18 protein-coding genes and 1 tRNA gene are annotated in these 20689 nt (G+C 44.6%); 10 read left to right on the top strand and 9 right to left on the bottom strand.

Annotation, left to right across the window (positions count from 1 at the left end):
- Positions 1–219: 219 nt before the first annotated feature.
- The 5 genes from ACIH2S_RS16900 to ACIH2S_RS16880 form a co-directional block, all read right to left on the bottom strand.
- A complete protein-coding gene (locus ACIH2S_RS16900; RefSeq protein ID WP_108479502.1) occupies positions 220–1590 on the bottom strand; it encodes a class-II fumarase/aspartase family protein in 1371 nt (456 codons plus the stop codon).
- 11 nt (positions 1591–1601) lie between these two features.
- A complete protein-coding gene (locus tag ACIH2S_RS16895; protein ID WP_006658525.1) occupies positions 1602–3158 on the bottom strand; it encodes a PTS transporter subunit EIIC in 1557 nt (518 codons plus the stop codon).
- A 283-nt stretch (positions 3159–3441) separates the two neighbouring features.
- A complete protein-coding gene (locus ACIH2S_RS16890; protein ID WP_036949583.1) occupies positions 3442–4182 on the bottom strand; it encodes a MurR/RpiR family transcriptional regulator in 741 nt (246 codons plus the stop codon).
- 312 nt (positions 4183–4494) lie between these two features.
- Positions 4495–5940, bottom strand: coding sequence for a glycoside hydrolase family 32 protein (locus tag ACIH2S_RS16885; protein WP_272535933.1), 1446 nt, complete (start codon positions 5938–5940; stop codon positions 4495–4497).
- Entirely contained in the window at positions 5937–7199 is a 1263-nt protein-coding gene (locus tag ACIH2S_RS16880; RefSeq protein ID WP_036949587.1) for an MFS transporter, read from the bottom strand. Before ACIH2S_RS16880 ends, ACIH2S_RS16885 begins: the two co-directional genes overlap by 4 nt.
- Before the next feature lie 250 nt (positions 7200–7449).
- Here ACIH2S_RS16880 and ACIH2S_RS16875 point away from each other — a divergent pair, with 250 nt between their 5' ends.
- Positions 7450–8445, top strand: a complete 996-nt coding sequence (locus ACIH2S_RS16875; RefSeq protein WP_036949589.1) for a LacI family DNA-binding transcriptional regulator — start codon at positions 7450–7452, stop codon at positions 8443–8445.
- A 39-nt stretch (positions 8446–8484) separates the two neighbouring features.
- Positions 8485–9408, top strand: a complete 924-nt coding sequence (locus ACIH2S_RS16870) for an aminoimidazole riboside kinase (protein ID WP_036949595.1) — start codon at positions 8485–8487, stop codon at positions 9406–9408.
- Between the two features lie 126 nt (positions 9409–9534).
- Here ACIH2S_RS16870 and ACIH2S_RS16865 read toward each other — a convergent pair.
- The 3 genes from ACIH2S_RS16865 to ACIH2S_RS16855 form a co-directional block, all read right to left on the bottom strand.
- Positions 9535–9610, bottom strand: a tRNA-Phe gene (locus tag ACIH2S_RS16865).
- A 126-nt stretch (positions 9611–9736) separates the two neighbouring features.
- Positions 9737–10309: a division control transcriptional repressor DicD gene (gene dicD, locus ACIH2S_RS16860; protein ID WP_413784995.1), complete on the bottom strand. Its 573-nt coding sequence runs from the start codon at positions 10307–10309 to the stop codon at positions 9737–9739.
- Positions 10310–10500: 191 nt separating this feature from the next.
- The gene (locus ACIH2S_RS16855; RefSeq protein ID WP_036949597.1) at positions 10501–10794 is read right to left on the bottom strand and encodes a helix-turn-helix domain-containing protein; all 294 of its coding nucleotides are present in this window, start codon (positions 10792–10794) and stop codon (positions 10501–10503) included.
- A gap of 534 nt (positions 10795–11328) precedes the next feature.
- Here ACIH2S_RS16855 and ACIH2S_RS16850 point away from each other — a divergent pair.
- The 8 genes from ACIH2S_RS16850 to ACIH2S_RS16815 all read left to right on the top strand — a co-directional run bounded on the left by ACIH2S_RS16850 (position 11329) and on the right by ACIH2S_RS16815 (position 19511).
- A complete protein-coding gene (locus ACIH2S_RS16850) occupies positions 11329–12468 on the top strand; it encodes a glycerate kinase family protein (protein ID WP_036949598.1) in 1140 nt (379 codons plus the stop codon).
- A gap of 144 nt (positions 12469–12612) precedes the next feature.
- Positions 12613–13611 (top strand): 3-oxoacyl-[acyl-carrier-protein] synthase III C-terminal domain-containing protein, encoded by a 999-nt coding sequence (locus ACIH2S_RS16845; protein ID WP_154599948.1) that lies wholly within the window; start codon positions 12613–12615, stop codon positions 13609–13611.
- The gene (locus tag ACIH2S_RS16840) at positions 13608–14615 is read left to right on the top strand and encodes an NAD-dependent epimerase/dehydratase family protein (RefSeq protein WP_321146370.1); all 1008 of its coding nucleotides are present in this window, start codon (positions 13608–13610) and stop codon (positions 14613–14615) included. The genes ACIH2S_RS16845 and ACIH2S_RS16840 overlap by 4 nt, the downstream gene beginning before the upstream one ends.
- Positions 14612–15412, top strand: a complete 801-nt coding sequence (locus ACIH2S_RS16835; RefSeq protein WP_430247771.1) for an MBL fold metallo-hydrolase — start codon at positions 14612–14614, stop codon at positions 15410–15412. Before ACIH2S_RS16840 ends, ACIH2S_RS16835 begins: the two co-directional genes overlap by 4 nt.
- Entirely contained in the window at positions 15409–16686 is a 1278-nt protein-coding gene (locus ACIH2S_RS16830) for a F390 synthetase-related protein (protein WP_430247769.1), read from the top strand. The genes ACIH2S_RS16835 and ACIH2S_RS16830 overlap by 4 nt, the downstream gene beginning before the upstream one ends.
- Positions 16683–17297: a phosphatase PAP2 family protein gene (locus tag ACIH2S_RS16825; RefSeq protein ID WP_430247767.1), complete on the top strand. Its 615-nt coding sequence runs from the start codon at positions 16683–16685 to the stop codon at positions 17295–17297. The genes ACIH2S_RS16830 and ACIH2S_RS16825 overlap by 4 nt, the downstream gene beginning before the upstream one ends.
- Entirely contained in the window at positions 17294–18418 is a 1125-nt protein-coding gene (locus ACIH2S_RS16820) for a sterol desaturase family protein (protein WP_430247765.1), read from the top strand. Before ACIH2S_RS16825 ends, ACIH2S_RS16820 begins: the two co-directional genes overlap by 4 nt.
- On the top strand, positions 18405–19511 hold the full coding sequence (locus ACIH2S_RS16815) for a fatty acid desaturase family protein (RefSeq protein ID WP_036949617.1): 1107 nt from the start codon (positions 18405–18407) through the stop codon (positions 19509–19511). Before ACIH2S_RS16820 ends, ACIH2S_RS16815 begins: the two co-directional genes overlap by 14 nt.
- 26 nt (positions 19512–19537) lie before the next feature.
- On the opposite strand, the gene ACIH2S_RS16810 is transcribed toward ACIH2S_RS16815, so the two are convergent.
- Complete coding sequence (locus ACIH2S_RS16810; protein WP_272535915.1) at positions 19538–20659, bottom strand: SPOR domain-containing protein; 1122 nt, start codon at positions 20657–20659, stop codon at positions 19538–19540.
- Positions 20660–20689 lie beyond the last annotated feature (30 nt).

Below are 20689 nucleotides of genomic sequence, written 5' to 3'. Positions count from 1 at the left end.
AAATTTATTGAGAATAAATCAGTTGTGGTAACAAATTCACATTATTTATTAACAGTCATTCTTGCTAATTATTTTTTAAGTATTAATAACTAATTTAAAGTAATGAATTATTTTTCTATTATTTAGCAATATTCATATTTTTATAACCAAAAAAAGCCGCCATTGTTTTAAAATGGCGGCTTCAAATAACAGAATTAAGTTAAATTATTAAGCGAATAATTACTGATAAATCTGTTTAATTTCTTGGGCTGCGGCTAAACCACGTTTCGCTTCTTTTTCTGCGATTTCAACGGACAAACCAATATACGAACGTGGGTCTAGCATCGCTTTGATTTCATCATTGCTAAATGCTGCCGTAATGGTTTCGTTCTTGGTGAGGTTAGTGTAGAAATCCTCACCATCCGCTGCGGTTTTGATGGCTTCTTCATACAGCAATGAGTGTGCTTTATCTTTACCCAGCTTCTCAGCCATTTTCATCATCACGTATTCGGTATTATCTAACCCTTTATTTCTCAGAACGTTATGCAGCATTCTCTCTTCGTGAGGTACCAGAGTTCTCGAAAGCTCTTCGGTTCTTAATAAAATTTCAGTAGTCAGTTCCAGCGCTTCTTCGATAAGCCCATCGAATAACATATAAGAGCTGCTATCACCTTCATACGGTCTGACGGCAGAATACATCCCAACACTCGGTAACGAATACAGTTTTTGGGAGTTAGCAATAATCCCTTTCGCCAGTTTTGGGTTGATTTTGTGTGGCATGGTGCTGCTGCCCACTGTGCCTTTGGTGAAGCCTTCAGACACTTCCGCTATTTCTTCCAGCGTCGTGCTGTAAACTTCTTCCCCGATTTTATGACAGATATTCGCCATCAGCGCTAAGTTCGCCATGTACTCGAGTTTATGGGTGCTTAGGTTGCGCGATGGGACTTCCATCGCATGCATACCCGTCAGTTCAGCAACGCGTTTTTGCACTTCTAAACCAATCCCCGGCATGGAGTTAAACGCGCCCACAGCGCCGCCCATCATGATGGTAAATACGCGCTTTTCACACTCTTTCATACGCTGGTAGCAGTCAATGAAATCGCTGATCCACACGGACACTTTGTAGCCGTAAGTAATTGGGATCGCATGGCGCCCATGGGTTCTACCTGGCATCACCATATGCTTAGTTTTTTCAGCAAGACCCGACAGGTTTTCGATGATCTCACTTAACAGCAACATAAATTTATTATGTACCGTTTTCATCATGTACAGCTGCGAGCTTTGCTGAATATTTTGGGTGGTAATTCCGTAATGGATGTATTTACCACTCTCCTCAGAACATGCATTCACCAAGACTTTTAAGAAGGGAACGAAGCCGTGCCCAATTTTTTGGTAAATGCGGCTCATCTCTTCAAAATCAATGTTCTCAATAACCGCTTTTTCTTTAATTTCATCGGCCGCTGATTGGGGAATAAACCCCGCTTCAGCCTGCGCTTGAGCTAACATGGATTCAAACATCAGCCAAGTATTGTATTTGGCTTCATCCGATAACAGGGCTTTTATACCGCGGTCATCGATGGTTTTACTCTTAGAATCATATAAGGCTCTCATCATATATCCTTTTATTTCTTCATGAACTCATCAACAGCGTTGCGAACAAATTCAACTTTCGGTCCATAAACTACGTGGACGTGGTTTGCCGATGGAAAGAAGAATGCGGTACATCCTGATTCCAACATTAAATCTTTATCAATTTTATTCACTTCTGCGACATCAATACGCATACGGGTAATACAGTTATCTACGTTACGAATGTTCTCTTTACCGCCTAAGGCTTCAACAAGGATCTCAGCGATTTCACCATAACGTTTTTCTTTAATTAAGGTATTTTTCAGGTTGCTCGACTCTTCACGACCTGGGGTTTTGATATCAAATTTGATAATCGCCCAGTAGAAGATGAAGTAAGTCACTACCGCTAAACCGCCACCAATCAGGACTAAGAATATCCAGTTAGTGTGCTCGTACAGCAGACCGAAGATAGTGAAGTCAAACACGGTTCCACGGATATACCCGATAGCAACCCCAGCGAATGACAACAACACTGCACCAATACCGACGATGATGGCATAGATTAAGTACAGCAGCGGTGCGATAAACACGAAGGTAAATTCGAGCGGTTCGGTCACGTTACCGAGCATCGCGGTCAATACCATGGTCACCAACATCGATTTAACTTCAGCGCGGTTCTCTTTTTTCGATGTTTTATAGATAGCTAATGCAATCGCAGGGAACAGGAACAGCGTCACCAGCATTTGTTGCTGTGCCATAAAGCGCGTCAGGCTTGGCATCATTGCCCAGTATTCACTACTTGGACCTTGCTTAAATAACACTTCCGTTAAGGCTGGAACGACACCAACAAAGGTTTGTCCATCAATAACATAGGTACCACCGGCTTCGGTAAATCTAAACAGAACGTTCCAAACATGGTGTAACCCGAATGGAATAAACAGACGTTCACCCCCTGCGGTAAAGAATGGACCGACAGGACTTAGGAAGACGGCAGAAAGCTTCATCAAGCCTTGTACTAAGACTTCCCAGATAAACGGTAATGTTCCACCGACCATGATCATTAAACCGACCATGATAATTGCAACCGATTTTTTACCTGAGAAGAAGGCGAAGGCGGTCGGTAGCTCGAGGTTGTAGAATTTATCGGTGGCCCATGCACCAATTAACCCTGTAATAATCCCCCCAGCGGCACTGATGTTTAAGGTTTGAATACCTAAAACTTTAATCTGTCCCACTTGACCCATAATCGCCGGATCCGCCAGTTTACCGGTGAGTACCAACCAAATATTCATGGTGATAATCAACGAAAGGTAACCGACAACGGAGGCGAAGACCGCGATCCCCTTATCGCGCTGGCTCATGCCGTAGGCAACCCCCATGGCGAACAGTAATGGGATGTTGTCGAAGATAACGCCCGCAATAGAACGGATGCTGACAAGTAATGCGTTAACGGTTTCATTGCCGAGGAAAGGGAATCGAGCAATCATGTAGGTTTGAACTAATGCACCACTGATCCCCAGTATCATACCAATTGGAGCCAGAACCCCGATTGGCAGGAGCAGTGTCCTACCAAAGCGCTGGATTGACTCACCGAATTTTCTTTTAGCCATATTTTTTCCTAATGACGAAGAATTATTGAAATTAACTGGAATACTAGCACTGGGTTTTTTAAATGAAATGATGTTACGGTTTTAAATATTATCTCAGGTCACAGATTAAGACCTAGGTCATTATTATTGAATAAAGCTTTAAAAATCATGCTAATAATAATTTTGTCATCAATGTGTTGATGATTTTTTAAATAAATAATTATTTGAAGAATAACAAAAATAATTGAATGAAAAGTATTTAATTAACTTTAAGCTAAATAAATAAGGTGAGGGAGGCGTTTATTTACAGCAGATTTTCCAATTCATTAATTAACAAGTCCACCAGAATGAAAAATCCGGTTCTGGATTTTGAATCATCCCGTTTAGTGTCATAGCTATCCGCGAAGCAGAAAAGGGTGTTATTGGCGTAGGCAGTGAGTTCGTTTGTGTGAAAGGCGGTCATACTGATGATGTTGGCCTCTTTCAACTGCACGATTTTAGCGGTTTCGATGATTTTTTTGGTTCCGCCAGACAGCGAAATAAAAATCACGGTGTCATTTTGGTTAACCAGACGAGTAAACGAGTCGGAGAGATTGTAATCGTTGATAAAAAAGCAGTGTAATCCAAGGGAGAATAGCAAGTGTTCAAGATAATAACCGACGGCTTTACTGGTGCCACGTGCCACTAAAAAGATATTACGCGAGCCGCGTAATGTTTTCGCACAGTCGCGAATTTGCTCTTCATTAATCAACGTGAAGGTTTTATGGATATTATTTTCAAGCTGCTTTTTATACGATGCCGGGTTATTTTTTTCCGCTTTATTTTGCGAAAGGATATGGTTATTAATTTGAAATTTGAGTTCTTTAAACCCACTAAAGCCTAATTTCTGGGACAAATTAATAATGACAGTCTTAGAGACAAACGTTTTGGCGACTAATTCATTAATATTCAAGTAGGGAATATCGGCAATATTATCGGTAAGATATTTTAATACTTTTTTTTCACTGACGGTTAAGTTGTCATAATTCTTTAGAAAATCCAGCATATCTCACCTGATCAATAGAGTATCAAAAGCCCATTTTAGTCTGGGTTCGCGTGTTATTTATGATGATATCGACACTGTGTGAAGTGAGCAAAAGCTCAACAGCGTTGATTATACGTTAAAGCCGTATTTTATGCAGGTTTTCCGGGAGTTTTTTTGATGTGAATAACTTATAAGGTCGATAATAATACTTATCTATTTAAGCTAAGAATATAAAAGTGAAACGAACCTCAACCAGAGTCTAAAGGATTAAAAACGCCTTGTGATAAAGCACATCACAAGGCGATTTTGTTTATCCCAATTCCGGCTCAATCATTATTTGAGCTGCCAAAGCGTTCCTTCAGAAATAACCGCGCTACCATGAGAAGCAAATAACATTAGCTTGCGTTCATTAGGTTGGGGATAAATGCGGCTAGACATTGCGGCGTCACCATCGTTGACAAAGACTTCAACGGAGGAGCGGTCAATAAAAATACGCAATGAAAGTTTATCGTTTGTGGGTAATGGAATGCTGCGATAACCGTCCAGCTCATATTCTGGGTAGTGCCGCCAGAGCACTAAGCGTTGAGATTGGCTATCAATATACAGCTCTAATCCATCGCCTACCTTATTACCTAGCGCTATGCCATATCGTTCAGCATTACTTTGGTTTCTATCCCAAACAAGCTCTAACTCGATGGCGCTGGAATGTTCGAGTAGCACTTCTGTTTGACTAACCGAGTGAGGCTCAATGAGTTGGCTCTGTTGGCGCAGTGATTTGGCTTCAATCACTGGACGTTGGCATAAATGCCCATCTCGTACAAATAACTCGCGTGGTAGGGTTAAGCAGCCTGCCCAGCCTTCTTGTTTGGATGGCATAGCAGATTCCCACATATCCATCCAAGCTATAATGACACGTCGTCCATCAGCTGTCGTGAATGATTGTGGCGCGTAGAAATCGTGCCCATTATCCAGTTCAGTAAATTTTTGACTTTGTATAAAAGCGCTTCCTTCTTGCCAGTGACCTTGGATCACACCGGATTGGAAGCGATTACGATACTGATAACCTGTATTTTGTTGAATACCTTGCGGTGAAAACATCAAATAGTGGTGGTCGCCACACGGGAAGAAATCTGGGCATTCCCACATATAGCCACCATCAACATCAGCGTGAGCGAGGATTCGATCAAGTTGCCATTCGCGTAGTGAATTTCCCTTATAAAGCAACGTTTGCCCACAATTTGCCGCGTCTCGTGCACCTATCACCATCCACCAAGTGCCGTTTTCTTGCCAAATTTTAGGATCACGGAAATGCATAATGCCATCGGGAGGCGTTAGCACAATACCTTGTTTTTCAAAGTGAATACCGTCAGTACTGGTTGCTAAACATTGAACTTCACGGATAGCGCTATCGTCACCAGCTTCTTTTAGCCACACATGCCCCGTATAAATGAGTGAAAGGGTTCCATTATCATTTACGGCACAACCTGAAAAACAGCCATCACGATCATAGTCATCACCGGGTGCTAGGGCGATAGGTTCATGTTGCCAATGGATCATGTCGTGGCTGGTGGCGTGACCCCAATGCATTGGTCCCCAGTCAGCACTCATTGGATGATGTTGATAAAATGCGTGATATAACCCATCAAAGCAGATCAAGCCATTGGGATCATTCATCCAGCCAGCGGGTGGCGCAAGATGGAGGTCAGGGTAATAGGTATTTCCACGTTGAGCTTTAAGTTGCTCAAGAGCAAATTGTGCTTGCTGAAGTTTTTGTTTCATAGTTCCACCGTTTTTTTCGATGTTGTCATACGATTGACGGTTGATGCGTCCTCTGATTGCAGAAGGACACTTGAAATTATCGTCATCAAAATGACGATAGCGGCGAGGATCATATAGGTATCTGCAAAGCCTAATGTGTCATAACTGTAGCCTGCGAGCGGGGATAAGAATGAGGCGCAGAGCGACGCTACAAACTGGAAACCCACTAAGTAGATGGTTGCAGATAAACGTTTATCAAATACGGATGTAATGTATTTAAATAATGAAATTAATAGGATAGGGAGTTCAACCGCATGTAGCAGCTTCATAAATGAAATCGTGATTGCATCGTCAGCAAGCCCCGAACCTAAAATGCGCAGTGCCATGATGACACCACTCAAAAGCAGACCACGTTTGGCACCAATCCGATTGACGAGGAAAGGTGCTAAGAACATACCACCTGCCTCTAAAAAGACCTGAAGCGAGTTTAAGTAGCCAAACATCTCGTTGCCTTCGTTTTGGCTTGCAAACAACGAAGCAAAATAGACCGGAAATTGTTGGTCGTAGACGTTATAAACACTTACCCCGCAGACAAATATCACCAAAGACCAAAATGAGCGCATGCGTAATAATCCCAGCGCATCAGTGATAGTCAGCGACTGAGTTTTTCCGAACTCAAGTTCATTCATGGTATGAGGGCGAACGTTGCGTAAACGCCATAACAAAATGATGAACAGAAGTGCGCTGGCAGAACCCATGGCAAAATTTAAGTTGGGATCGATATTAAATAATAACCCAGCAAAAAAGGTGGCGCCCGCCCAGCCCAGTGAGCCCCACATACGGGCACGACCATATTCAAAACTTGCAATACGACTGACGCGTTCAGTATAGGATTCAAGAGCGCCAATACCGGCAAAGAAAGTCGCGCCAACATAAATGCCCAACGCGGCCGCTCCCGCAAAAATATTCCATTTCAATAAGGGGGTACAGACAAAAATAAACCAAGGTCCGCTGATTAATAGCAATCCCCCCAGAAACCATAATAGATTTTTGCGTAAGCCAAGCCTGTCTTGGATAAACCCGTAAAGAGGCTGAGCACAAAATGCGGTTAAGCTGATAACAGAAAAAATAATGCCCGTATCGGTGCCCTTTAAGCCAATTTTTTGGCTGAGCCACAGAGATACCAAGGAAAACACGGATGACCATGTCCAAAAGAAAGTAAATAACAAACCACTTAATGTGAGATAGGCATGCATGTTAGCGCGTGTTTTTTTGCCCATAGATATTCTCCTACTGTCAGAATGTCTATATTGTTAATGTTAACATTCATTTTATAAAAGACGGTATAGTGCATAAATATGATGTTAATCACCAATGTTAACATTAACATTGACGGTATGTGAGGGATGTCACAGGTTTCTGATTCTCGCAATCATGTGGCGATTTATTGGTTGATATACTCCGACGAAAAGACGTTGGAACCAAAGACGTTGAAAACAAAGACGTTGAAAACAGAGTAAAGAGGGCAAAATGGTACTCTTAAAAGATGTCGCAAAGCTGGCGGGCGTTTCAATGATGACGGTCTCAAGAGCTATCAATAATCCTGAAAAGCTGAAAAAAGAGACACTAGAACGCATTCAAAAAGCCATTAATGAAACGGGTTATACGCCTGATCTTTCAGCTCGGATGATCCGCGGTACACGGTCAGGGCAAAAACCTCGAACGATTGGGGTATTGGCGCTAGATACGGCAACGTCCCCTTTTTCTGTCGATATTACGCTGTCTATTGAAGAAACCGCGCGTTCACACGGCTGGAATAGCTATGTGGTGAATATGCTAGAAGGTGATGATCCTGAAGCTATCGCGAGCTTACTTTTTTCTCATCGCCCAGATGGCATTATTTACACGGCAATGGGGCTTAGGCAGGTTGAAATTACCAAGCACATGATGAAGGTACCATTAGTACTCGCTAACTGTGAAAGCCTAAATGTACCAACGGCCAGCTATGTACCCGATGATGAAGATGGCCAATATAACGCGGTGAAAGCGCTATTAAATGCGGGATACCGCCAACCGCTATGTTTATATCTCCCAGCTAACCACCCGGCGACTCTCCGTCGAGCTCTTGGTGTTAAGCGCGCTTGTGAAGAACATGGAATCAATGCCGATGCGTTATCTCATCATTTTTTAAATACAGAAAATTATGCAGATATTCCTGAGATTGTACGCAAGCAGATCCACCATGGAAAAGCGGGTTTTGATTCAGTTATTTGTGGAAACGATCGGATCGCATTCATCGTTTATCAGATCTTGTTAGAAAGTGGATTGAAGATCCCAAAAGATGTCGCTGTTGTGGGCTACGACAATATGGTTGGGATCGGTGAATTATTTATTCCACCGCTTTCGACGGTACAACTTCCGCATTATGAGATTGGTAAGCGTAGCGCGCTACATATCATTAACGGGGAGACGCATCGAGAAACTGTCTATATTTCATCGCCTTGGTTACCAAGGGATTCAATTTAATCATACTGACTATTTTCAATATTGCTTGTGGAGTAATTTATGACCGATAAAGTGTGGGTTCTCGGTGATGCTGTTGTTGATTTGATCCCCGAAAGAGAAGGCTGCTTACTTCAGCTGCCGGGTGGTGCGCCTGCGAATGTGGCGGCTGGGGTTGCTCGCCTTGATGGACGAAGTGGGTTTATTGGTCGTGTCGGGAATGATCCTTTTGGTCGCTTTATGTGCCGCACGCTAGATCAAGAGAGAGTGGACACTGACTATATGAAGTTGGATCCGCAACATCGTACATCAACGGTGGTGGTTGAACTGGATGAAGAGGGAGAACGGACTTTTACGTTTATGGTTCGTCCCGCAGCGGATCTTTTTTTAGAAATAGAGGATTTACCGGTATTTCAGGAAAATGAATGGCTACATGCGTGCTCTATCGCGCTGAGTGCCGAGCCGAGCCGTAGTACCACATTTTATGCTATGGAAAAAATTCGTCGTGCAGGTGGGCGCGTTAGTTTTGATCCTAATATCCGAACGGATCTTTGGCAGGATGAAAATCTATTGCGTGAATGTTTACATAAAGCGTTAACTTTCGCTTCGGTGGTGAAGTTATCCGAAGAAGAATTATTTTTCTTAAGCGGCAAAACCGATATTCAGCAAGGTATTGCACAACTTTCCACACAGTATTCTTTTGATTTACTACTTGTGACTCTAGGGAAAAATGGGGTGATGGTGTGTTGGCAGGGAGATATTCTGCATTATTCAGCTAGACCCGTGGTGGTGGTTGATACGACAGGTGCGGGAGATGCCTTTGTCGCAGGTCTATTAGCAGGGTTGGCAGTTTATGGTCTGCCGCGCGATGAAAATACGCTGGGCATGATTATTGGACAAGCACAAATTTGTGGCGCATTAGCCACCACGGCGAAGGGAGCAATGACCGCATTGCCATATCGTCAAGATTTACTCAAAAGCCTGTAGTCACGATTTCGCGCAATTTTCTAGGGGGGGGTTGTGGTGAATGAAGAAAGTGGTTTTTGAGAAGTAAAGACTGAGGTGATTCGCTAGAAAGCAAAAACCCGCCACTAGGGCGGGTTCTTTAAATAGTGGTGCCCGGACTCGGAATCGAACCAAGGACACGGGGATTTTCAATCCCCTGCTCTACCGACTGAGCTATCCGGGCAACGGGGCGCATTAAACCGTATTAGGCTGTTCTCGTCAATGCATTTTTTATAAAAAAAACCATTTTCTGACTGAGTGTTTTCTTTTTCGACAAAAAACGCCTGTTTAACGCGCGAGTGTACGAATTTTAACTTAATGCGCCTTTTTTACGGCACAGAGCTATAGCCAAAATATCTTCAGAAAGCTGTTGAGCAATTTCCACATCACGGATATCGCGATTAACCAACAAGCGATTTAAACAGCCTTCTAAAACCAACTCCATCTGATTGGCGACGAGTTCTGCATCTTCAATATCTAGCTCATCGAGCAGCTGCTTAGTAAAGCTGAATGAGTTGGATTTTTGCAGGCGGCTTAATTGGTGGATAGGGTGTTCTGGGTCTGGGTAATAGTTGCAGGCAGAAATAAACAGACAGCCAGGGAAACGCCCTTCGCGGACTTTCTCTGCCAGCTGTTGATAACGAGCCATGAGTTTAAGTTGTGGGCTGAGTCGCTCATCTAATAAGGTTTGGCGCTGCCACACTTCAATTTGCTGCCCGTGATAGCGTAGAGAATCATAAACGAGGGCTTCATCATCAGGCCAAAATTGGCGTAAGGTCGTAAAATCGGATTCAATTTCAGTGAGTAAACTTTCTGTCGAGGCAGATAACCCCTGTTGCTCTAACTGGTTTAACGCATGGCTCAAAATAGTGTCGCGCTGGATACTCATCGTTATCTCCATCACAAGATTTGCTAATTTTTCCATCATAGCAATGTTCAAAGTTGATTTATAGGCGTTGATTTTGTCACAAGTATGAGGGTGATAGAGGGGAATTACGGGGAAGTCAAAGAGAGAAGAGGTAGAGAGGCATTACCCTCTCTATACCTAACGAGTTGTTTAGTAGAAATTAATTTCTAGTTAAACAACTTTTTCTCCATATCAATATCGATATGATAAAAATTAAAAATATTTTGCAGGAACTCATCAATATCGTGCTTTTTTAATTCTAAAGCATGCAAAATTCCCAAAAGATTTTGAATAGTAATCGCATTGACACCTCGCTCATAGCGAGAAATCTGTTGTTGGCTGATGCTTAAACGAGAAGCGAGCTCAGCGCCCGTGAGCCCAACGACTTTACGTCGTCGTTTAAGAAATGAACCAATGTAATTGGATACTTCATGGTTATCAAATTGTTGATTAGCTAGCATGATCCCTCCATGCGAGTTTTATTGAGATAATAGTATTCAAAGATAATTAAATATTATTATCTTTAATTGGCGAGAGTAATCTAAAATTGACTGGTTCAATTTAGGAGTATTTAACCGCTAAGTTAAATTAATTACCAATATTTATGACGGATTGATAGGCTATTTTCGATAGTTAATAGCTATTTCGATCACTCAGTTAGTGAGTAAAGGTATAAATAATTATGGATTTTATGTTTGATTATTTTAATTTAATCAGTCTAATAATCTAGTTTTCTGAGTTTTGATTGGTTTTTTATGGCGATAATTACTGACTTATTTTTTATAAAAATAACGCAAAAAATAATAATGAAGTATGAATTGGGTAATGGGCTGTTACACTTATATATATATTATTCATAAATATGTTTCGAGAGAAAGATTTATATTTACTTCGTCATAAAGATACAGATTTGTTTATTGATTATCGGTATTATTTTAAATAGTTTATAGAAATAAGAATAAATATGACATCGTGCAAATAAGGAATGCGGATTAATGAAAATTATCATTGCACCTGATTCTTTTAAAGAGAGTATGAGCGCCGAGCTTGCGGCTCAATCAGTCATAAAAGGCTTTCGACGTGTGTTTCCTGACGCGGTATATATTTCACTGCCAGTGGCTGATGGTGGAGAGGGAACCGTGGATGCGCTTATTGCGGCACTGCACGGTGAAAAAATATCGGTTACCGTGGCAGATCCATTGGGTCTCCCTGTCATGGCTTACTATGGGCTATTAGCTGAAAGTAAGACGGCGGTGATTGAAATGGCACAAGCCAGTGGGTTGATGCTAGTGCCTATTGCCAAGCGAAACCCGATGCTGACGAACAGCTATGGTACGGGAGAGTTGATCGCCAATGCGCTTGCTCAAGGGGTTGAGCGGATTATTCTAGGGATTGGCGGGAGCGCTACAGTGGATGGCGGCGTTGGTATGTTGCAGGCGCTGGGTGTGCGATTTTATGATGAAAATCATCAATTACTGGGAACCACGGGTAATATCCTTTCACAGATATCGCATATCGATATTCAGCAACTTGACCCGCGGTTATCTCAGTGCAAAATCGACATTGCTTGCGATGTGAGTAACCCATTGGTAGGAGAACACGGCTCAGCGGCGGTTTTTGGTCCACAAAAAGGGGCAACGCCAGAAATGGTGGCTGAGTTGGATAATGGATTAAACCAGTTTGCGGCGCTTCTTCAACAGTTAACGGGGACTGACTATCGTTATCTTGCCGGTGGCGGCGCGGCGGGGGGGATCGCCGTTGCAGCAGCTGCACTACTCGGCGGTGAGCTTAAATCTGGTATTGAGATTGTGATGGACGCTTTAGCGTTTGAGCAACACTTACAAGATGCTAACTTGGTGATCATCGGGGAAGGTAGTATGGATGGGCAGACCGCAGGAGGAAAAGCGCCCATCGGCATTGCGAGACTCGCGGCAAAACATCAGGTTCCGGTTATTGCATTAAGCGGTGTGTTAGGGGATGGGGTAGAAGGATTGCACCAAGAGGGTGTAACGGCGGTATTTAGCATTCTGCCAAGATTGTCTTCCCTTAGTGAGGCGCTCAATCAGGGGGCTGAAAACTTAGAAAATACAGCATGCAATGTGGCTCGAGTATTAAATATGGGTCGCCACCTTTGAAATAAAAGCGAACCTATTTATTTGATGAAAAATAATCTGACTTATCCAATATTTATGTTATATGCACTTTTTCCGATACCATGATGGCGGGTTATTTGGTAAATGAAGGGTAATAAAGCAATAAACTACAAGAATAGGTAAAAAATGCTTAACCCCAACACGTTTGTGCCACTGAAAATTATTGCTTCTGGCATCGCACTACCCGCACATAAAGTATTGTCGATGGATTTGGATAAGCAGCTGAATAAACCGAACGGTTATGTTGAAAAACGTTCGGGGATTAGCTGGCGCTACCATGCATCAAATACCGATAGCCAAGCTGAATTAGCTGCTTCAGCAATTCACGATGCATTAACTCGCCACCATATTGACCCTGCTTCAGTGGATGCCTTGATTTGTGCATCAGCTATTCCTGTCCAAGCCCTACCTTGTAGCGCAGCTCATATTCTTGCAAGTTCAGCACTTCATTCGGGTATTGCCTGCTTTGATGTGAATGCGAGCTGTGTGAGTTACTTATCGGCGTTGCAAATTGCGGGTGGGCTACTCACTACCCATCAGTATCGCCGAATTGCAATTGTCTCTGCGGATATTGCCTCTCGGGGGATCGATTGGGAACATGAAGAATCCTCGCTTATTTTTGGGGATGGTGCGGCTTGTACTCTTGTTGAACGCGGTGATGGGAATAGCGGTATTTTGGCATTTCGTCTAGAAACCTATCCTGAAGGATTAGATCTCTGTGAAATTCGCGCGGGGGGCACTCGTCGTAATCCACGTTCAGGGATGGAGCCGAGCGATTTCTTATTCCACATGAAAGGCAAACCTCTATTCAAGATGGCATCCGCCATGGTTGAGGATTTTATGGAGAGAATACTGTCTCAAGCGGGAGTGAGCTTAGCGCAGATTGATACGGTGGTTCCCCATCAAGCGAGCCACTTATCCTTGGAACATATGCGTAAACGCCTGGGTGTTACCGCCGAGCAGTTAGTCGATATCTATGCCACACACGGCAACCAAGTCGCGGCATCAATTCCTTCCGCGCTGCATGAAGCCATTATTACCGACCGTTTTTATGGCAAATCCCACGTAATGCTGGTAGGAACCGCAGCCGGTTTAGCGTTATCCGCACTGGTTCTTATACCATGAAAATCTTAGTCACAGGTGCGACCAGCGGGCTTGGGCGCAATGCCACAGAAATCTTGCTACGTGATGGGCATCAGGTGGTGGCTTGCGGGCGTGATTTGGCTATTGGTCAGGAGTTAACGGATGCGGGGGCGGTATTTATTCCCGTAGAACTGGCAACATTAACACCGGAAACCGCGCGTGAATTGATGGCAGGGTGTCAGGTAATTTGGCACTGCGCCGCACTGTCGGCGCCATGGGGTACGCGTGAAACATTCGAAGCCATTAATTGGCAAGCCACCAAAACCTTGGCGCAGACTGCGGCAGAGCAAGGTATCGAGCGGTTTGTGCATATCTCCACCCCTGCAATCTATTTTAATTTTACTCACCAGCACAATATTTTCGAATCAACGAATAACACGCAATTTGCTAATGATTATGCGCGAACGAAGTTCCTTGCCGAGCAAGAAATTGCCAAGATAGTACCGAATTATCCCTCAACCACCTTTGTGATTTTGCGTCCTCGAGGATTATTTGGGCCTCATGATCGGGTTTTATTGCCGCGTTTGATGGCGCAAGTCCGCGCCCGCCATGGCAAATTGGTGCTGCCGGCAGGGGGCAAAAATGCCTTCGATTTGACCTACGTTGAAAATGTGGTGGATGCCATGATGTTGGCAACCCAAAAACCGTTAAAAAATGGCTCGATATTTAATATTACTAACCAAGATCCTCAACCGTTAGCCACCACATTAAAAATGCTATTTAAGCAAACAGGCACTGAGTGCCAGATTAAATCAGCCCCTTATTCGCTATTATACGGTGTGGCGTTTTGTTTAGAAAAATTAGCGATTATGCAGCGAAAAGAGCCGTTATTAACCCGTTATAGCCTCGGCGCTGCTTATTTCACGATGATTTTAAACAATCAACGCGCTCAGCAGGAACTCGGTTACATCCCACGCTATTCCATGGCGGAGGGCATCGCACGCACCGCAAAATGGCTTAATGAAAACCAAGAGGGCAAACTATGATGAACATTCGGGTATTTGAAGTGGGATATTGCACCCATCCCGGTTGTGTTGCCCTTAAAGGTGCGAGTATGAAAGCGTGTAAATTCCCCGCGCGGGCATGGCTGATTGAGGGGCATGACCAGCGCTGGCTGTTTGATACGGGGTATGCCGACCATTTTTATGATCATACCCGTGAAGGCATCATTCGGTTGTATCGAGCGGTTACGCCGGTTTATTTTGATACCAAAGATGCTCTCGTTTCTCAGCTCAAGGCGGATGGTATCACGCCTGCTGATATTACAGGCGTCATTATTTCCCATTTCCATGGCGACCATATTGCGGGGCTGCGGGATTTCCCTTCAGTACCGCTGATCTGTTCGGGGGAAGGGTGGAAAAAAACGCGTAACCTAACCGGATTTTCCGCATTACGTAAAGCTTTTGTGCGTGGGTTAATCCCTGAAGATTTCGAAGAAAGAGCACGGTTTTATGAAGGCTTTGAGCGTATTGAGCTGCCTGAAGCCTTAGCCGAATTAGGATTTGGCTACGCAATAAACCCAGAAAAAACCTTAATTGCGGTGCCATTACCGGGTCATGCCGCGGGGCATACTGGGTTATGCGTGGCAACGGATGATGGCTGGATTTTGCTGGCGGGAGATGCGGCATGGTCACCAACGAATTACCGAGAATTGCGCGGACCAATGGCGGTGGCGAACTTAATTATGGATGACCGCCAAGCCTATTACGACACGCTCAATAAATTGCATCAGATTGATAAACGCCAGATACCGATCCAACTGTGTCATGAGAGTGAGCTGTGAAACTGCTGAAAATTCTGTGGTATTACTGGCAGGCTCGCCGACTGCGTTTTACGGATAGCGCAGCGCTAGAGGCATATCAACAGCGAAAATTATCGGCATTTACGCAGCGTTTTTTACGGCGTAGTCCCTATTTTGCGGCATATTGTCAGCAAGCACTTACTCAGTGGCCTGTGATGAATAAAGCTTTGATGATGCAGCATTTTGACCGCATGAACACCCAAGGGCTGAAAGTGGATGAGCTGCTTGCCTGCGCGAAACAGAGCGAATCCTCCCGTGATTTTTCTCCAACAGTGGGGAAATTCAGTGTGGGGTTATCGTCTGGAACATCAGGAAAACGCGGGGTGTTTGTGGTCAGCCCTGACGAACAAGCTCGCTGGTCGGGAACCATGCTGGCTAAAATGTTGCCGGATGGGTTATTTGCCGGAGAGCGCGTTGCACTGTTTCTACGTGCAAACAATAACTTATATGAAAGCGTGAATAACCGCTGGCTCTCATTTCAGTTTTACGACCTGCTGGGGGATTTTGATGAGCATCTTGCTGAGCTTAATCAATGGCAGCCTACCATTATTGTTGCTCCTGCACAGGTGCTGGTAGAAATTGCAAAGCGCCAGCAGCGAAATGAGTGCTCACTAACCCCGAAAAGGGTGATATCAGTGGCGGAAGTGCTAAATTCGGATGATAAAGCCCTGCTAAAAACCGTTTTTGCAGATGTTGGCGAAGTGTACCAAGCGACGGAAGGTTTTCTTGGCTGCACCTGCCCTCATGGCACATTGCATCTGAATGAAGCTTTTTTGCATATTGAAAAACAGTGGATTGATGAACGCCGTTTTTTACCGATTATCACCGATTTTACGCGGCAAACTCAGCCCATAGTGCGTTATCAGCTGGATGATATTTTGGTCGTTAGAGAGACTCCATGTCCCTGTGGTGATGTGCAAATAGCCATTGAATGCATCGAAGGGCGTAGTGATGACCAAATAGTTTTAACCAATCAACAAGGTGAACCAATAACCCTGTTTGCGGACGCCTGTAACCGAGTGATGTGTAATACGTTACCGATAGAAACAGATTACCGACTTCATCAACAGGGGAAGTTATTCACCTTATCCGCGGATTGTGAAGACACGGCGCTGTTGGCATGTAAGCAAGCACTAACTGACTACTTCGAACTGCAAGGCGCAGTGACTGAGCATCTTCAGTGGCAACTCAACACCGCCTTGCCCGAGACGACAATGGCAATCAAACGTCGGCGGATCACGCGGGAGGTACCATGATAACGTCGATGTCAGTGTGGCAGCGCGTGGGGTATTTACTATTAGGTTGGGGATGTGTTGGGGTTATCTACTCTTTGACGGGGCATATTTATTCCTCTGCGCACGTTATTTCCCCCTCGATAATTGATGATGCCATCGGTTATTCGCCAAATGCGATATGGCTTTATCTCTCATTTTTCCTTTTTATTCCTTGCGGTTATCTGCTGAGTCACGCAGAAAAAGTGAAGCCGTTAATGTGGCAGATGATCCTCTGTGCGGTGCTATCTGGCACGGTGTATTTGATTTATCCAACCACGGCAGAATTCCCTCAAAATATAGGGAGTGGATTGACTCAGCAGGCACTTTCCGGGTTATTGCAGGTGGATACGTCGCAAAATATGCTGCCTTCGCTCCATGTGTCGTTAACATTAATTGCGTGGGGGGCTTTGTGTCGAAAAGGTCAATTTTTGAGAAACCTCCTGTGGCTATTGTGGGCGTTGATGATTATTTTTTCTGTCTTAATGCTGAAGCGGCACCTGTTTATTGATATGGTTGGCGGCGCGGTTTGTGCGTGGATAGCGATAACGGTTGTTCGCTTATGGGCGGCTAATCCGTCACGGAGAGAGCGATGAATGAACTGACATTTCCCATTATCTTTATGGTGTTGATTGTGATGGTGGAAGCGCTGATTATTGCTCGCCAAAAGCGCGTTTCATTCAGTTGGCAAGATGTAGTTTTTAACCTTAATTCTGGGCATATCATGCTGTGGCTGTTCCGTGGGTTAGAACTATTTTGCTACGGTTTTGTGGTCACGCATTTTTCTTTCGACCTTACCGATAGCTGGCCAACATGGCTAGTGTGGTTGTTTACGTTAATCGCTTGGGATTTAGGGTTTTATTGGCTTCATCGCTTACATCATCGTTACCGTCTTTTGTGGGCAGTGCATGTGGTGCACCATCAAGGGGAGCATTTTAATCTCTCATTAGGGGTACGTAATTCGTGGTATTCCTCACTCACTTCGATTCCGTTCTTTCTGTTATTGGCGTTAATGGGCGTGCCGCTTACCGTCTTTATGACGGTATCTGTGCTTCATTATACGATTCAATTTTTTAACCACAGTGGGTTAATTCCCCGTTTTAAATGGCTGGAATCATGGATGGTGACGCCGCATCATCATCGAGTTCACCATATAAAAACGGGCGGATACGCCAATCGTAACTTTGGCGGCAGCTTTATTATTTGGGACAAGCTATTTGGGACGTTTTCTGAATCTCCTGAAACGCCCCATCAATACGGTATTGGTGGTGAGGCGGCAACGGAAAACCCGTTGATTGATAGTAATCGCCCATTCTTGCGTATTTTGGGTGTGAAAAAAACGAATAAACCAACGCATTCCCCTCGTTATCACATCGGAAAAATGGGGCTTGTAGGCGGGACATTGCTGCTGTTCGCGTTGGTGATTGGCTATGTGTATCGCTATGGGTACGGTTTTAATGGCACGACCCTTGAGCAAGTCGGGTTATTTATTCTGTTAGCGGCAGGAACTGTCGCATTATCTGGCTTATCAAGCGGTTATGGCTGGGGGAAATGGAGTTGGTTTACGGTGGCCAGCCTGATGCTGTTATTGATCATAATCGCAGGTTGGTTGACGCCATTCTGGTTGGTAGTGGGGGCGCTATTATGGTTGCACAGCGCCGCTGTGCTAATGGGCGTAGGAACAACGCCTGTGGATAGACGTGATGTACAAGCCTAAGCCATTACCGCCCCTCGCTTTTCGCCAGCGGGATGACTTGGCTTTTCACCGTGCATTGCAGCAAGCGGCAAAGGGGTATCTGCAAGAAAAAGGCGATCACCGCTTTGCCGATGGCTGGGTCTATCTCAAAAGTTTTATGCTGATTTTGGTGTGCTTAGGCAGCTACGGGCTGATGCTCAGCTCCCAAGGCGGAATACTGTTTTTTGTAGGCTATCCGCTGTTTATTTTCTTTGCCTTATTGCTGGCGATTAACATGGTGCACGATGCCTCCCACAACGCCGTTTTTCAGCGAGGAGCACTTAACCGGATTGTGAACTTTTGGGTGACAATTCCTTTAGGGTTAGATCCTGATTGTTGGCGTGTGCGGCACATTGTTTTTCACCATTCCCATACTAATGTTCGTGATTATGATCTGGATATTGAAGAGAATTTTTTACTGCGCCAAACTCCATACCAACGCTGGTATCCGTTTATGCGTTGGCAGCATTTGTATTGGCCGTTGATAGCGGCAATGACGTTTCCCGCGCTGATTTGGGGCTACGATTGGTTTGACCGTTTTCATTTCACCCGCGTCGCGCCAAAAATGCGCTATCAAGGTGCGAAAGGTATTGGGGTATTTTTTCTGAGTAAGAGCCTGCATCTTGCCTTGGCCATATTATTACCCTATTGGGTGTTATCCCCGTATGGCATCGGTATTGGCACATTGTTGGGTGTTTATCTGCTTAGCCAAATGTTCGCGTCATTTATTTTTGTGGTGCTGATTTTGGGCACTCACTGGGCGAAAGCCACTTTTTATACCGCGCCAGATTCAGGGCGTATGGAGCAAGGGTTTTATACCCATACATTCTCAACAACCTATGATTGGCAAACCACGCCGAAGTGCCTGACATATTGGCTCGGTGGGCTGAATTTACATCTTACCCACCATTTATTTCCCAATTGGCACCACCGGCATTACCCCGCGCTCGCCCGTATTATTCAGCAAACCGCCGCACAGTTTGGTATGGATTATCACTGTGTCGATGCCAAAACCTTGTGGCGTTATCAGCAGCGGTTTTTAAAGCGAATGGGAACAGGAGAAGGGGTTAGGTAAGCGATAGTCGCCGACCTAACTGTTGGTTAGTTTAGCTCAGATTGAACATGTTGCAGGCTGCGCACCCACGGTTTATCCCGTTGAAATGCAGAGGGTAAGCTTGGTATGGCGTGTTTTGCGGCTCGGAGCGTTGGGTATTCGCCATACACTAATATATACCATTGGCGGTTATTTCTTACCGTTTCATAGACCAAATAATTACGTAATTTATGTCGACGAGCACGTTCATAAAGCCCTTCAGGGCTGCTTGCGCTGCCTAATTGTAATGTGTAATGGCGAGGGGAAGCTGAGCGAATATCGCCACCTAAGTTAGTGCTCACTGAGGTGTGTTTCGCCACCGGAATCGTCACCTCTATCGGTTTGCTAGGCATATCGATTGGCACTGATTCTAGCTGTTCAGTTTCACCTTTGTGTTCTGACGGGGGCAATACAAGGGTAATGATCACTTCAGTCGGTTCGTCAGAAACGGTTTCATTTACCGCTGGTGCTGCTTGTTGCTGAATATGGGCTTTATGTGCAGCGGCGAGCATTAAGCGTTCACGGTGCTCGGCAATAGGTTGCCATATTTTAGTCAGTTCCTTTTGCAATAGGTGCAATGCGGCATAAATCCGATGCGGTCGGTGGTTGTTTAAAACCCCCAGTAGCACCTGATTTTCCTTGGCAGAGAGCTCGATAGCATTAACTTGCGGTTCAGCGTGAACGGGTTCGGTAATTGGTAAGCTGACTAAGTTGTACGAATATTGCTGGCAACGTTGTTCATCAACCGCTTCTGTGGTGACAGTGGTATCTTCCTGAATGTCATGCAATGCCTGTTGCGCTCTTTCACGCACTTCATTATTCGCGGCAATGGCTTTTTCCAGCCACCACGTTGCACAGGCGGAATTTTGAGGGCCACCTTCACCCGTGAAAAACAGAATCCCTAAATGGTACTGACCGAGGGGATAGCCCTGCAATGCAGATTGCTGAATATAGTAACGCCCTTTGGCGAGGTCTACAGGGACGCCATCTCCATTGATGGATTGCACGCCGAGGTCGTGAATTTGCTCCAAGGATGTTGGCGATGCTGCTGATAGCGCAGGGCGACACAACAGAAGCGACATTCCCATGAGCAATAATGTGAATAAACGGTGGCGGTGAGTGGCTATCATGGCATTCTCATCGTTGAATGATAAAGGCTT

It is taken from the genome of Providencia lanzhouensis (assembly GCF_050469745.1).
GTDB classification, from domain to species: Bacteria; Pseudomonadota; Gammaproteobacteria; order Enterobacterales; family Enterobacteriaceae; genus Providencia; species Providencia lanzhouensis.
This window is presented reverse-complemented; position numbering and strand designations above follow the sequence as displayed.

Bases quoted from the DNA above. Each gene is read 5' to 3' on its own strand.
- ACIH2S_RS16845 (WP_154599948.1), top strand. From the start codon at position 12,613: ATGCTTAACCCCAACACGTTTGTGCCACTGAAAATTATTGCTTCTGGC.
- ACIH2S_RS16900 (WP_108479502.1), bottom strand. From the start codon at position 1,590: ATGAGAGCCTTATATGATTCTAAGAGTAAAACCATCGATGACCGCGGT.
- ACIH2S_RS16810 (WP_272535915.1), bottom strand. From the start codon at position 20,659: ATGATAGCCACTCACCGCCACCGTTTATTCACATTATTGCTCATGGGA.
- ACIH2S_RS16815 (WP_036949617.1), top strand. From the start codon at position 18,405: ATGTACAAGCCTAAGCCATTACCGCCCCTCGCTTTTCGCCAGCGGGAT.
- ACIH2S_RS16835 (WP_430247771.1), top strand. From the start codon at position 14,612: ATGATGAACATTCGGGTATTTGAAGTGGGATATTGCACCCATCCCGGT.
- ACIH2S_RS16825 (WP_430247767.1), top strand. From the start codon at position 16,683: ATGATAACGTCGATGTCAGTGTGGCAGCGCGTGGGGTATTTACTATTA.
- ACIH2S_RS16875 (WP_036949589.1), top strand. From the start codon at position 7,450: ATGGTACTCTTAAAAGATGTCGCAAAGCTGGCGGGCGTTTCAATGATG.
- ACIH2S_RS16885 (WP_272535933.1), bottom strand. From the start codon at position 5,940: ATGAAACAAAAACTTCAGCAAGCACAATTTGCTCTTGAGCAACTTAAA.
- ACIH2S_RS16850 (WP_036949598.1), top strand. From the start codon at position 11,329: ATGAAAATTATCATTGCACCTGATTCTTTTAAAGAGAGTATGAGCGCC.
- ACIH2S_RS16870 (WP_036949595.1), top strand. From the start codon at position 8,485: ATGACCGATAAAGTGTGGGTTCTCGGTGATGCTGTTGTTGATTTGATC.
- ACIH2S_RS16840 (WP_321146370.1), top strand. From the start codon at position 13,608: ATGAAAATCTTAGTCACAGGTGCGACCAGCGGGCTTGGGCGCAATGCC.
- ACIH2S_RS16890 (WP_036949583.1), bottom strand. From the start codon at position 4,182: ATGCTGGATTTTCTAAAGAATTATGACAACTTAACCGTCAGTGAAAAA.
- ACIH2S_RS16880 (WP_036949587.1), bottom strand. From the start codon at position 7,199: ATGGGCAAAAAAACACGCGCTAACATGCATGCCTATCTCACATTAAGT.
- ACIH2S_RS16855 (WP_036949597.1), bottom strand. From the start codon at position 10,794: ATGCTAGCTAATCAACAATTTGATAACCATGAAGTATCCAATTACATT.
- ACIH2S_RS16895 (WP_006658525.1), bottom strand. From the start codon at position 3,158: ATGGCTAAAAGAAAATTCGGTGAGTCAATCCAGCGCTTTGGTAGGACA.
- ACIH2S_RS16820 (WP_430247765.1), top strand. From the start codon at position 17,294: ATGAATGAACTGACATTTCCCATTATCTTTATGGTGTTGATTGTGATG.